This window comes from Microbacter sp. GSS18 (assembly GCA_029319145.1).
Classification (GTDB): Bacteria; Actinomycetota; Actinomycetes; order Actinomycetales; family Microbacteriaceae; genus Microbacterium.
The window spans coordinates 1581510-1594843 of the sequence record CP119753.1 but is presented as its reverse complement, the minus strand read 5'-3'; the positions used below and the strand labels follow the sequence as shown (position 1 = coordinate 1594843).

The 13334-nt window shown below is 70.6% G+C and carries 9 protein-coding genes and 1 pseudogene; 5 read left to right on the top strand and 5 right to left on the bottom strand.

The window, feature by feature from the left end:
- Window positions 1-74 precede the first annotated feature (74 nt).
- A complete protein-coding gene (locus P0L94_07555) occupies window positions 75-1094 on the bottom strand; it encodes a 1-aminocyclopropane-1-carboxylate deaminase (GenBank protein ID WES65920.1) in 1020 nt (339 codons plus the stop codon).
- Entirely contained in the window at window positions 1091-1777 is a 687-nt protein-coding gene (locus tag P0L94_07550; GenBank protein ID WES65919.1) for a GntR family transcriptional regulator, read from the bottom strand. The genes P0L94_07555 and P0L94_07550 overlap by 4 nt, the downstream gene beginning before the upstream one ends.
- A gap of 92 nt (window positions 1778-1869) precedes the next feature.
- Between P0L94_07550 and P0L94_07545 the strand changes: the two genes are divergently transcribed.
- Window positions 1870-2025, top strand: a complete 156-nt coding sequence (locus P0L94_07545) for a hypothetical protein (protein ID WES65918.1) — start codon at window positions 1870-1872, stop codon at window positions 2023-2025.
- Window positions 2026-2108: 83 nt separating this feature from the next.
- Window positions 2109-3905 (top strand): proline--tRNA ligase, encoded by a 1797-nt coding sequence (locus P0L94_07540; GenBank protein WES65917.1) that lies wholly within the window; start codon window positions 2109-2111, stop codon window positions 3903-3905.
- 115 nt (window positions 3906-4020) lie between these two features.
- On the opposite strand, the gene P0L94_07535 is transcribed toward P0L94_07540, so the two are convergent.
- From P0L94_07535 to P0L94_07525, 3 genes and pseudogenes are all read right to left on the bottom strand, one after another.
- Window positions 4021-4821 (bottom strand): DUF1206 domain-containing protein, encoded by an 801-nt coding sequence (locus tag P0L94_07535; GenBank protein ID WES65916.1) that lies wholly within the window; start codon window positions 4819-4821, stop codon window positions 4021-4023.
- A gap of 131 nt (window positions 4822-4952) precedes the next feature.
- Window positions 4953-5372 (bottom strand): hypothetical protein, encoded by a 420-nt coding sequence (locus P0L94_07530; protein WES65915.1) that lies wholly within the window; start codon window positions 5370-5372, stop codon window positions 4953-4955.
- A gap of 340 nt (window positions 5373-5712) precedes the next feature.
- Window positions 5713-7091: pseudogene (locus P0L94_07525) on the bottom strand (alanine/glycine:cation symporter family protein).
- Window positions 7092-7177: 86 nt separating this feature from the next.
- On the opposite strand from P0L94_07525, the gene P0L94_07520 reads away from it, so the two are divergent.
- From P0L94_07520 to infB, 3 genes are all read left to right on the top strand, one after another.
- Window positions 7178-9025: an alpha/beta fold hydrolase gene (locus P0L94_07520; GenBank protein ID WES65914.1), complete on the top strand. Its 1848-nt coding sequence runs from the start codon at window positions 7178-7180 to the stop codon at window positions 9023-9025.
- A 79-nt stretch (window positions 9026-9104) separates the two neighbouring features.
- Window positions 9105-10091: a transcription termination factor NusA gene (gene nusA, locus P0L94_07515; GenBank protein WES65913.1), complete on the top strand. Its 987-nt coding sequence runs from the start codon at window positions 9105-9107 to the stop codon at window positions 10089-10091.
- Between the two features lie 374 nt (window positions 10092-10465).
- Window positions 10466-13327, top strand: coding sequence for a translation initiation factor IF-2 (infB, locus tag P0L94_07510; protein ID WES65912.1), 2862 nt, complete (start codon window positions 10466-10468; stop codon window positions 13325-13327).
- The last annotated feature ends 7 nt before the right edge of the window (window positions 13328-13334 follow it).

The following is a 13334-nucleotide window of genomic DNA, read 5'->3' as shown; positions in this document are numbered from 1 at the left end:
TTGCCACATGGCCGTGGCGGGCACCAACGCCTTGACGGGTCGGGCGTCCCGTGCAGGGCGCCCGACCCGCTGTCCTACGACCAGAGCGAGTGGTACGCGTTGATCGCGGGCTGGCCGCCCAGGTGGGCGTAGAGCACGTTCGAGTCCGCGGGGATGTCGCGGCTCTTCACGAGGTCGATGAGGCCGGCGAGGGACTTGCCCTCATACACCGGGTCGGTGATCATCGCCTCCAGCTGCGCGCCGAGGGCCATGGCGTCCATGGTGGATTCGACCGGGATACCGTAGAGGTCGCCCGCCCAGCCCTCGAGCACCTGGATCTCGTCGTCGCGCAGGTCGCGGCCGAGCTCGATCAGCGAGGCGGTGTTCCGGGCGATGCGCGCCACCTGGTCGCGGGTCTTCTCCAGCGTCGCCGACGCGTCGATGCCGATCACGCGGCGCTTGACGCCGGTGAGGTCCTCGAGGGCGGCGAAGCCGGCGATCATCCCGGCGTGGGTGGAGCCGGTCACGGTGCACACCACGATGGTGTCGAAGGTGATCCCGAGGGCGGTCTCCTGCTCGGCGACCTCGAACGCCCAGTTCGCGAACCCGAGGCCGCCCAGCGGGTGCTCCGAGGCGCCGGCGGGGATCGGATACGGCGTGCCGCCGGCCTCCTCGACCTCGCGCAGCGCGTCCTTCCACGAGTCGCGGATGCCGATGTCGAATCCGTGGTCGTCCAGGCGCGAGTCCGCGCCCATCATGCGCGAGAGCAGGATGTTGCCGACCTTGTCGTTGGTGGGGTCATCCCACGGCACCCACTTCTCCTGCACCAGGCGCGCCTTCAGACCCAGGTGGGCGGCGACCGCGGCGACCTGGCGGGTGTGGTTGGACTGGTAGCCGCCGATCGAGACGAGGGTGTCGGCGCCCGAGGCGAGGACATCCGGCACGATGTACTCGAGCTTGCGCACCTTGTTGCCGCCGTACGCCAGTCCGCTCGAGACGTCCTCGCGCTTGGCCCAGATCTGGGCGCCACCCAGGTGCTGGGTGAGGCGCTTGAGGTGCTGCAGGGGGCTGGGCCCGAAGGTCAGCGGGTGGCGGGGGAACTCTTCGAGCTTCACGGGGTCTCCTCGGGTCGGGGCTCGGTGTCTTCTGTTCCGGGCGCCTCGACGGTGAGGGACTGCCAGGTCTGCTCGGCGACGGACGCCGCCCCGTCGGCGTCGCCGGCGGCGCACAGGTCGATCAGCCGCGCATGCCGCGCGATGGAGTCGCGGCCTTCGACCGACGCGAAGCGCAGCCGCTCGGCGCGGTGCAGGACCGGCTCGTACTGCGCGATGACGGCGCGCGCCGCGGCATTGCCGCACGCATCGAGGGCGACGGCGTGGAAGTCCTCGTCGGCCGCGAGGGCCGCGTCGGCGTCGCCGGCCTCCTGCGCGGCGGCGAAGCGCGCGTTCGCCTCGCGCATGCGCTCGAGATCGGCGGCCGTCATCAGCGGCACCGCCTGCTGGACGGCGAGGCGGTGCATCGCCGCGACCACGGCCTGGGCGTCGCGCAGACTCCGCTCCTCGAGGGGCGCCACCACCGTCGATCGGCCGGGGAGCGCCCGCACGAGCCCCGCGCGGCCCAGTTCGAGCAGCGCCTCGCGGACCGGAGTGCGGCTGACGCCGAGCCAGACCGCGACGTCACCGTCGCGCAGCTGCTCGCCGGGGGCGAGTGTGCCGTCGACGATCGCGTCGCGCAGGCGTGCGAACACCTCGTCGCGCAGCAGCGGGCGCGGCGCGAGCATCTCGGGCGGAATCGGCATGCAATATATTGCACACGCAAGAGAGCGACGCGTCAAGTCGGCTGTCCACAGGATGCGCGGGGTGCTGGGGCGCGTGCTCTAGGGTCAAGCCCATGCGCCGTCGTTTCCGTGTCCCCTTCGCCCTCGCCGTCGCCGTCATGCTGCTGGGGGGATGGGCCTCCGCCGAGGCGAGCCCTGCGGCCGCCTCGGCCGCGGCGGTCGAGCAGGCGACGGGAGCGCCGTCGGTGCCGATGCTGATCGGCGACTGAGACGACGCGGCAGACCCGATGAGGATGCCCGCGATCGACTGATCGCCGGTCGCCCGGCATCCGCGCGCCTAGACTTGTCCCTCGTGGTCACCCGTCTTTCGCACTACTTCGTCCGCACGCTCCGTGAAGACCCCGCCGACGCCGAGGTCACGAGCCACCGGCTGCTCGTGCGCGCCGGCTACATCCGGCGTCAGGCGCCGGGAATCTTCGCGTGGCTGCCGCTGGGCCTGAAGGTCAAGGGCAAGGTCGAGCAGATCATCCGCGAGGAGATGAGCGCGGCCGGCGCCTACGAGGTGCACTTCCCGGCCCTCCTGCCGCGCGAGCCCTACGAGGCGACCGGCCGGTGGGAGGAGTACGGCGACGGCATCTTCCGCCTGCACGACCGCAAGGGCGCCGACTACCTGCTCGCGCCCACGCACGAGGAGGTCTTCACGCTGCTGGTGAAGGATCTGTACTCGTCGTACAAGGACCTGCCGCTGTCGATCTACCAGATCCAGGACAAGTACCGCGACGAGGCGCGTCCCCGCGCAGGCCTGCTGCGCGGCCGCGAGTTCACGATGAAGGACGCCTACTCGTTCGACTACACCGATGCGGGGCTCGACGAGAGCTACATGGCGCAGCGCGACGCGTACGAGCGCATCTTCCAGCGCCTGGGCCTGGAGTACGTCATCGTGCAGGCGGATGCCGGAGCCATGGGCGGCTCGCGCAGCGAGGAGTTCCTGCACCCGACCGCCGTCGGCGAGGACACCTTCGTGCGATCCGAGGGCGGCTACGCCGCGAACGTCGAGGCGTACGAGACGACGGTCCCCGCGCCGATCGTCCTGGACGGCCTGCCGGCGCCGGTGATCTTCGATTCGCCGAACACGCCGACGATCCAGACGCTCGTCGACCACTGCAATGCGCACCTCGACGCCCCGGCACCCGGAATCGCGGGCCCGGCGACCGACGGCGCGACGGAGTGGAACGCCGCGCACACGCTCAAGAACGTCGTGCTGGCCCTCACCCACCTCGACGGCACGCGCGAGCTCGTCATCGTCGGCGTCCCCGGCGACCGCGACGTCGACGACAAGCGCGCCGAGGTCGCCTTCGCCCCGGCGACCGTCGAGGCGGCGACGCCCGAGGACTTCGAGAAGCACCCGCTGCTGGTCAAGGGCTACATCGGCCCGTGGTCCGAGCAGGGCGCGATCCTCGGCGAGGAGTCGGCCACCGGCATCCGCTATCTGCTCGACCCCCGAGTCGTCGAGGGGACCGCGTGGGTGACCGGCGCCAACATCGACCAGAAGCACGTGCACTCGCTGGTCGCCGGCCGCGACTTCGCCGCCGACGGCTTCGTCGAGGTCGCGAACGTCGCCGAGGGCGACCCGGCACCCGACGGCTCGGGTCCGGTGCACCTCGCGCGCGGCATGGAGATCGGCCACGTCTTCCAGCTCGGCCGCAAGTACGCCGAGGCGCTGGGGCTGAAGGTCCTCGATGAGAACGGCAAGCTCGTCACCGTCACGATGGGCTCGTACGGCATCGGGGTCACCCGCATCCTCGCGATCATCGCCGAGCTCAACAACGACGCCAAGGGCCTGGTGTGGCCGGCATCCGTCGCGCCGTTCGACGTGCACATCGTCGCGACGGGCAAGGACGCGGTCGCGTTCGAGCTCGCCGAGAAGCTGTCGGCCGACCTCGAGGCGGCGGGCATGGACGTCATGTTCGACGACCGGCCGAAGGTGTCGCCCGGCGTGAAGTTCGGCGACGCAGAGCTCATCGGCGTTCCCAGGATCCTCATCGTCGGCCGCGGCGCCGCCGACGGCCAGGTCGAGGTGTGGGACCGCCGCACGGGCGACCGCCAGACGGTCGCCGCCGGCGAGGCCGTCGCGGTGCTCACGGCATAGCGGCGCCCCGCCGAAACAGGAGATCCCGTGGAATCAGGACGATTCCGCGGGATCTTTCCTGTCCGCGCGAGAACTCCTGTTCCCGCCGGTCGCGGCGAGGGCGCCGCCGGCTGCGTCAGAGCTTCGCGTATCGGGCGCGCGCGAACTGGTAGACGCCGTAGGCGATGAGCCCGGCGCCGATGATCGCCACCAGCCACGGGCCGAACGGCAGGCCGAGAAGCGTCTTGAGAGCGCCGTCGAAGCCGGCGGCCTTCTCGGGGTCGAGCTGGACGGCGGCGACGATCAGGAGCACGCCGATGACGCCCAGCGCGATGCCCTTCGCGACGTACCCGACCGTGCCGAGTGCGCGCACGCCGGTGCTGATGGTTCCGCCGGGCATCGAGATCTGCTCCTCGAACTTGCGGGTCACGCCCTTGAAGACGAAGTACCCGGCGATCGCGAGAACCCCGACCCCCGCGGCGCCGACGATGAACGGGCCACCGGGCAGCTGCAGAATGCCCGAGGTCGTGCTCTCGGTGCTCTCCTCGCTGTCGCTCGACCCGCCCAGCGCGAAGGTCAGCGCGACGATGCCCAGGGAGAGATAGGCGATCGCGCGTCCCCACGAGGCCAGCCGCTCGCCCCACTTCGACGTCCCGTCACCGCGGGCGAGGACTCCTTCGACGATGTACCACACCGTGAGGGCGAGCAGCCCGATCGTGAGCACCCACAGCAGGACGAATCCGAGCGGGGCCTGCGCGATGGCCGTCATCGCGCCGGACTGGTCGCTCTCGCCGCCGCCGCCGAAGGCGACGGCGAACGCGATCGCGCCGATCAGGATGTGGACGACGCCGTTGGCGGCGAAGCCGACACGGGCGAGGGCGCGGAAGGCGGGTGTGGACTCGGCCTTTCGCGCGACGTGCTTGTGCGTCGATGTCATGCGCTCACGATAGAGTCCGCCCGGATGCGGCGACCGAGGGCTTGACGGCGCGAATGCGGTCAGCTAGCCGCGGCCACGCGGTCATGCCGAGGTGCCTCGGTCGTCCCGACGCTCGCACGCTGGGCGCCTGGTCAAGACGAGCATCCGCAGCCGGTGCCTTGCGGCAAGTCCTGTCCCGCGATCGCCACGAGCTGATAGTCGGTGGTTCCCTCCCGATAGATGCGCGCGATCAGGCTGGTGGTGCATTCCGGCGTGTCGCAGATGATGACCGGTCCCACCGGCAGCCCGCCCACCTCACCGCAGAACTGTCCTACCCAGACGATCGGATTGTTGTTCGTGTCCAGCTGGATCTGGTCGACGCACCATCGGGAGCCGGGCACGACCGTGCCTGTGGAAGGATTCGTGAACTGCAGAACGAGCTGCATGTCCATGGGTGTGCCGCTGCAGCACGTGAAGCTGGCTTCGGGGACGATCTGGAGGTCCGGGATGACCGGGCCTGTCGGGCTGGCCGCCATGGCGGGAGCGGAGACGCCGACCGCGATGGCGGGCACGACCCACGCTCCGCCTCTCACGACGGTCCGTCGAGTGACTCCGGTCATCGGTGACGATCCTCCCGCTCCACGAGAATCTGCGCCTGCCGTCGGTCGGGCACCGAGCGGCGGTGAGCCATCGACGATGATGGCTGTCGCTCACGCTAGCGCAGGAGCGCCGTGCGCAGTGGGCCCCCGGCGTGTCAGCTGTCCACGCGGGCCGGATTCACTCCTCGCTGTGCGGGGCGTGGTGCAGGTGGTCGCGGTGCTTGTCGGCCTGGTGGCGCTTGGTCGGCAGGTCCAGAGGACCGGTGACGGACAGCTCGTCCTCCCACACCTCGATGCGCGCCACGCCGGGGAGCCGGTCGCGGGTGAACACGGGGTCGCGGCCCTCGCGCCGCTGCTGCGTGTAGTCCCTGAGCAGCCGGAACGCGATCCCGGACAGCAGGCCGATCGCCACAGGTTCACGAGCGCCATGAAGCCCATGGCCCCGTCCGCGAAGTTCCACACGACATCCGCCGAGACCACAGCGCCCGCGAGCACGGCCAGGACCGCGACGATCCGGAAGCCGGTCAGGACGCCGCGTCGGGGAGTGATGAACTCGATGTTCGACTCGCCGTAGTAGTAGTTCCCGAGGATCGAGCTGAAGGCCAGCAGGAAGATCACGATGCTCAGCAGAATGTTCGACCACTCGCCGAGCGTGCTCGAGATCGCGCCCTGGGTGAGGCTGATTCCTCGCTCGGCGTTCGCCAGATCCGGCACCGAGACCAGCACGATGAACGCCGTGATCGTGCAGACCAGGAACGTGTCGAAGTAGACCCCGAGCGTCTGCACGAGACCCTGCTTGACGGGATGGGTGACCGCCGCGCTCGCTCCCGCGTTGGGGGCCGAGCCCAGTCCTGCCTCATTGGAGAACATGCCGCGCTTGACGCCCGTGAGGATGATGTAGCCGAGGGTCGCGCCGACGACCTCGTTCGGGCCGAACGCCTGCGTGAAGATCGTCGCGAACACCTCGGGCAGCCGGTCGATGTGCATCGCGACGATGACGAGTCCGAGAAGCAGATACAGCAGGGCCATCGCCGGAACGAGCGCCTGCGTCACGTGCGCGATGCGCCGCACGCCCCCGAAGATCACGAGGGCCATCAGCACCGCGAGCGAGACGCCGATCGCCCACGGAAGCCACGCGGCGGCATCGTCGCCGAAGCTCCCCGAGATCGTCGCCTGGATGGTGTTGGCCTGCAGCGAGCTGAAGGCGATGGGGAAGCAGATGATGAGGATCACCGCGAACAGGATGCCCATCCACCGCGCGCCCAGGCCGCGCTCCATGTAGTACGCCGGGCCGCCGCGGAAGCCGTCGGCGTCGCGCGTCTTGAACAGCTGCGCGAGCGAGGACTCGATGAACGCCGACGCGCCGCCGACGAAGGCCATCAGCCACATCCAGAAGACCGCGCCCGGCCCGCCGATCGCGATCGCGGTGCCCACGCCGGCGATGTTGCCGACGCCGACGCGCGAGGCCGCCGAGATCGTGAACGCCTGGAACGCCGACACCGACTGCGGCTCCCCGCTTTCGTCGCGCGGGGTCTTGTCGGTGAGTGTGCGGAACATCTCGGGGATGAGCCGGACCTGCACGACGCCCGACCGGATCGTGAAGTACAGCCCGAGCAGGACCACCACGGGGAGCACGGCCCAGGTCCACAGATGATCGCCCCACGTCAGGAGCCAGTCGTTCACCGCTTCCACGGCGCCAGTATGGCGGCAGTGCGGGGCCGATGACCAGACCCGGATCGGTGGGGACCGGCGTGCTTCCGCGGCCCTACGATGGCCGCATGGCACGCCCGTCGACCGGCAGCCGCCTGCGCTGGAGTGCGCTTCCGTGGCTTCTGCGTCGGGCGCACCCTCGCGTCGTGCTGCTCGTCGGCTTCGTCATGACGTGTGTCGGCCTTCTCATCGTCGCGCGGCCCCTCACGTCGCTGTATCTGCTGGCGCTCTACATCGGTGTGAGCGCCGTGGTGTCGGGGATCTTCGAGTTCACCGTCGCGCACTCGGGCACGTGGTGGGGGCGCGCGATGGGCCTGGGCTGGATCGCGCTGGGGCTGGCGATCCTGTTCGGGTTCGGCCGGAGCCTCGACCTGATGCCGGGCGCGATCGCCGTGCTGCTTCTGCTCGGCGGTCTGGCGTCGTTCGGCGACGCGGTCCGCAGCGTGCGGCTGAGCGAGCGGGTGCTCGCCGTCGCCTGGGGGGTCGCGCAGATCGTGTTCGGATACGTGGCCCTCGCGTGGCCGGATGCCACCATCCTGGTGGCGGCGGTCGTGTTCGGCATCCGCACGCTCGTGCTCGGCGTCTCGTTCACGGTTCGCGGCGCCCGGGGCGTCGCCAGCGGCGCACCGACGGCGTTCCCCGACGCGGCGGAGCGGGAGACGTCGTCGCGCACGGCGCGCAGATGGGCGGATGCCGGGCGCATCGCCCTGGCGATCGTCGTGGCCACCGCGGCGGGCGGTGCATGGTGGATCAACGACTGGCTGGCCGAGGGCGCACCCGTCATCGACGCCTTCTACGATCCGCCCGCCGACGTCCCCGGGGGGCACGGCCAGCTGATCCGCACGGACGACTACATCGGCCGCGCACCCGAGGGTGCCACGGTGCGCCGCATCCTCTACACGACGCAGGACGCGAACGGCGCGCCGGCCGTCGCGAGCGGGCTGGTGATCTCGCCGGAGGAGGTCACCTGGACGCCTCGGCCGGTCGTGCTGTGGAACCACGGAACCACCGGCGTCGCGCAGGGCTGCGCTCCGAGCCTCCGGGACGACTCGGCGACGAAATGGGCCATTCCCGCCCTCGAGGACGCGCTCGACCGGGGATGGGTCGTGGTCGCGCCCGACTACACCGGCCAGGGCGCCCCGGGCGTGTACCCCTACCTGATCGGGCTCGGCGAGGCGCGGTCGGCGCTGGATGCCGTGCTCGCCGCCGACCAGGTGCAGGGCGTCTGGCTGCGCGACGAGGTCGTCGTCTGGGGGCATTCGCAGGGCGGCCACGCCGCACTGTGGTCGTCGCAGATCGCCGCGGAGTACGCGCCGCAGCTCGACGTGGTGGGCACGGCCGCCCTCGCTCCCGCCGCGGACCCGCACCGACTCGCCTCCGAGCTGACGGTGGCGGATTCCGACCCCACGCTGGCGATCCTGATCTCGTGGGTGCTCGGTCCGTACGCGCAGACCTACGCCGATGTCGAGCTGGGCGACTACGTCGTGCCGGGCGCGAGCACGATCGTCGATGAGATGACGCGACGCTGCCCCAGCGAACCCGGGGCGGTGGTGAGCCTGCTGGCCGCGCTGGGGGTGTCGGAGGAGACCTCGCTGTACGTCGGCGATCTGACCACCGGTCCGCTCGGGCGACGGCTCGCCGAGAACGCCGCCACCGGGCCATGGGAGCAGCCCCTCCTGGTGGCGTGGGGGACCGACGACGAGGTGATCCCGGCGTCCATCCAGCGCGCGTTCGTCGAGGACGCGTGCGCCGACGGCGCACGCGTGCGCTGGGTCGTCGAGCGGGGGAGCGACCATCGCGGGGTCATGATGCCGGGATCGCGCGTGCTCCCGACCCTGATCGACTTCAGCGCCGATCTGCTCGCCGGCGGACCCGCCCCCGCCGACGGCTGCGCCTTCTTCGCCGCCTCACCGTGAGCACCCAGGCGCCATCGGGTAACTTTGTAGGGTTCCGGCGTGCACGGCACGCTGGTGAGAGCTGAATACGGAGGCAAGCGTGGACATCGATCTCGGACTTCTCAAGACGATCGAGCGTGAGAAGGAGATCCCGCTCGACGAACTCGTGCGCATCATCGAGCAGGCGATCCTCACCGCCTACGCCAAGCACAGTTCGCCCCAGGGGGATCTGCCCGATGGTGCGCGTGCCGCCGTCGACCGCAAGACCGGTCACGTCGCGATCTTCGTGCCGCTGCTCGACGAGGACGGCGCGGTCATCGGCGAAGAGGAGACCACGCCCGACGACTTCGGCCGGATCGCCGCGTTCGCCGCGAAGCAGGTCATCAGCCAGCGTCTGCGCGACATCGCCGACGACGCCGTGCTCGGTGAGTTCCGCGGCAAGGAGGGCGACATCGTCGCCGGCGTGATCCAGCAGGGACCGAACCCGCGCATGGTCCACGTCGACCTGGGAACGGTCGAGGCCATCCTTCCTCCCGAGGAGCAGGTGCCGGGCGAGGACTATGCGCACGGGTCGCGCGTGCGCGTCTACGTCACGAGCGTGTCGAAGGGCGCCAAGGGCCCCTCCATCACCGTCTCGCGCACGCACCCCGGCCTGGTGCGCAAGCTCTTCGCGCTGGAGGTCCCCGAGATCCCCGCCGGACTGGTCGAGATCGTCTCGCTCGCGCGCGAGGCCGGTCACCGCACCAAGATCGCCGTCAAGGCGACCGACCCCACGATCAACGCCAAGGGCGCGTGCATCGGCGAACTCGGCCGGCGCGTCCGCGCCGTCACCGAGGAGCTCGGCGGCGAGAAGATCGACATCGTCGACTACGACCCCGAGCTGGCGAAGTTCGTCGCCAACGCGCTGTCGCCCGCCAAGGTCACCTCCAGCTTCGTGCTCGATCAGGCCACCAAGGCCGTGCGGGCGCTCGTGCCCGACTACCAGCTGTCGCTGGCCATCGGCAAGGAGGGCCAGAACGCCCGCCTCGCCGCCAAGCTGACCGGCGCCAAGATCGACATCCAGCCCGACAGCATCCTGGAGTCCTGACAGGCCCGGCGTGGACCGGATGCCCAGGCCCGAGGTGTAGCATGGAACCCGTACGAACGTGCGTCGGATGCCGCGCGCGTGCCCCCCGCTCAGACCTCCTCAGGGTGGTCTGCGTCGATTCCGCTCTCGTCCCCGACGATCGGGCGACGTTGCCGGGACGGGGCGCGTGGGTGCACGAGACACACGAGTGCGTGGACACCGCTCTGCGGCGCCGCGCGTTCGTGCGGGCATTGCGTGTGTCAGGGCCACTTGACACGCAGACCATCGAGAAACGGCTGAACGGCTATGGACACAAAGTGAACGGCTCGAAATGAGACCCGTCCGCGACTAACGGTCTGCCCTGTCCTGGGGTAGGCCCCCAAGACAGGAGAATTGTGGCAAAACCACGCGTACACGAGATCGCCTCTGAGCTCGGCGTCGACAGCAAGGTGGCTCTGGCGAAGCTGAAGGAGCTCGGCGAGTTCGTCAAGAGCCCCTCGTCGACCATCGAGCCCCCGGTCGCCCGCAAGCTGCGCGCCGCCCTGCAGTCCGACGGCTCGGGCGCCGCTGCGCCCGCCGCGGGCGGAGCCAAGCCCGCGCCGCGCCCCGGCGCACGCCCCGGACCGGCTCGTCCCGGCGCCGGTGCTCCCAAGCCGGGAGCAGCCGCCAAGCCCGGCGCTGCCGCGTCGACCCCGGCACCCGCACCCGCCCCGCGCGAGGCGGCCGCCGACACCTCGGCGCCCGCGCCCCGCAGCGCGGCGGCCTCGGCGCCCGCTGCTCCGGAAGCCAAGGCCGCTCCCAAGCCCTCGACCGGCAAGCCCGGCTCGTCGGCACCGAAGCCCGGCCAGGCCGCTCCCAAGCCCGGCGGGTCGGCGCCCAAGCCCGGTCAGTCCGGCCCCAAGCCCGGTGCCGGCGCTCCGACGCCGCAGCCGCCCCGTCCGGGTGGCGCCCCGCGTCCGGGCAACAACCCCTTCGCCTCCTCGCAGGGCATGGGCCAGCGCCCCTCGGGCCCGCGTCCGGGCAACAACCCGTTCGCGTCCTCGCAGGGCATGGGCCAGCGCCCCAACCCCGGCAACATCCCCCGTCCGCAGGCGCCCCGTCCGGGCGCCCCGCGTCCGGGTGCTCCCCGCCCCGGTGGCGGCGGTCGTCCCGGTGGCGGCGGTCGTCCCGGCGCGCCGTTCCAGCAGCGTCCCGGCGGCGCCGGTCGTCCCGGTGGCGGCGGTGGCGGCTTCCAGCGTCCGGGCGGTCCCGGCGGCGGGTTCGCCGGTCGTCCCGGTGGCGGCGGTCGCGGTCGCGGCCCCGGCGGCGGTACCGCAGGTGCGTTCGGAAAGGGGGGCGGCAAGTCCAAGCAGCGCAAGTCGCGTCGGGCGAAGCGCCAAGAGTTCGAGATGCGGGATGCCCCGCAGGTCGGCGGCGTCAACGTCCAGAAGGGCAACGGCGAGACGATCCGCCTGCGCCGCGGCGCGTCGATCTCGGACTTCGCCGACAAGCTCGAGGCGCTGAGGGGCTACAACGTCCAGCCCGGCACGCTCGTGACCATCCTGTTCAACCTGGGCGAGATGGCGACGGCCACCGAGTCGCTCGACGAGGCCACCTTCGAGGTCCTCGGCGACGAGCTCGGCTACAAGATCCAGATGGTCTCGCCCGAGGACGAGGACAAGGAGCTCCTCGAGGGCTTCGGTCTCGACCTCGAGAAGGAGGCCGAGGAGGAGAACGAGGAAGACCTCGAGATCCGTCCTCCGGTGGTCACCGTCATGGGTCACGTCGACCACGGTAAGACGCGCCTGCTCGACGCCATCCGCCAGTCGAACGTCATCGAGGGCGAGGCCGGCGGCATCACCCAGCACATCGGTGCGTACCAGGTGTGGACCGAGCACGAGGACATCGACCGCGCGATCACCTTCATCGACACTCCCGGTCACGAGGCGTTCACCGCCATGCGTGCCCGTGGTGCGCAGGTCACCGACATCGCGATCCTCGTGGTCGCGGCCGACGACGGCATCATGCCGCAGACGGTGGAGGCCCTGAACCACGCCCAGGCGGCGAACGTGCCGATCGTGGTCGCGGTCAACAAGGTCGACAAGCCCGAGGCCAACCCGGGCAAGGTGCGTCAGCAGCTGACCGAGTACGGCCTGGTCGCCGAGGAGTACGGCGGCGACGTCATGTTCGTCGACGTGTCGGCCCGTCAGGGCACCGGCATCCAGGACCTGCTCGACGCGGTGCTGCTCACCGCCGACGCGGGCCTGGACCTCACGGCGAACCCGAACAAGGCCGCGCGCGGTGTCGCGATCGAAGCCAAGCTCGACAAGGGCCGCGGTTCGGTCGCCACGGTGCTCATCCAGTCCGGAACGCTCCGCGTCGGCGACGCGATCGTCGCCGGCACGGCGTACGGCCGTGTCCGCGCGATGATCGACGAGAACGGCGAGGCGGTCGACGAGGCCGCTCCGTCGCGCCCCGTGCAGGTGCAGGGTCTGAACTCGGTGCCCCGCGCCGGTGACGTCTTCATCGTCACCGAAGAGGACCGCACCGCGCGTCAGATCGCCGAGAAGCGCGAGGCCGCAGAGCGCAACGCGCAGCTGGCGAAGGCCCGCAAGCGCATCTCGCTCGAGGACTTCACCCGGGCTCTCGAAGAGGGCAAGGTCGAGTCGCTCAACCTCATCATCAAGGGTGACGTCTCGGGTGCCGTCGAGGCCCTCGAGGAGTCGCTGCTCAAGATCGAGGTCGACGAGTCGGTCCAGCTGCGGATCATCCACCGCGGCGTGGGTGCGATCACGGAGTCCGACATCAACCTGGCGACGATCGACAACGCGATCGTGATCGGCTTCAACGTCCGCCCCGACACGAAGGCGCGCGAGCGCGCCTCGCGCGAGGGCGTGGACGTCCGGTTCTACTCGGTCATCTACAACGCGATCGACGACGTCGAGCAGTCCCTCACGGGCATGCTCAAGCCGGAATTCGAAGAGGTCCAGTCGGGTGTCGCCGAGATCCGCGAGGTGTTCCGCTCCTCGAAGTTCGGCAACATCGCCGGTGTCATCGTCCGTTCGGGAACGATCACGCGCAACGCCAAGGCGCGCGTCATCCGCGACGGCGTCGTCATCGCCGATGGCCTCGCCATCGAGTCGCTGCGTCGCTTCAAGGACGACGTCACCGAGGTCAAGACCGACTTCGAGTGCGGTATCGGCCTCGGCAAGTACAACGACATCCAGGTCGGCGACGAGATCGAGACGACCGAGATGGTGGAGAAGCCGCGCGGCTGACCGCTCA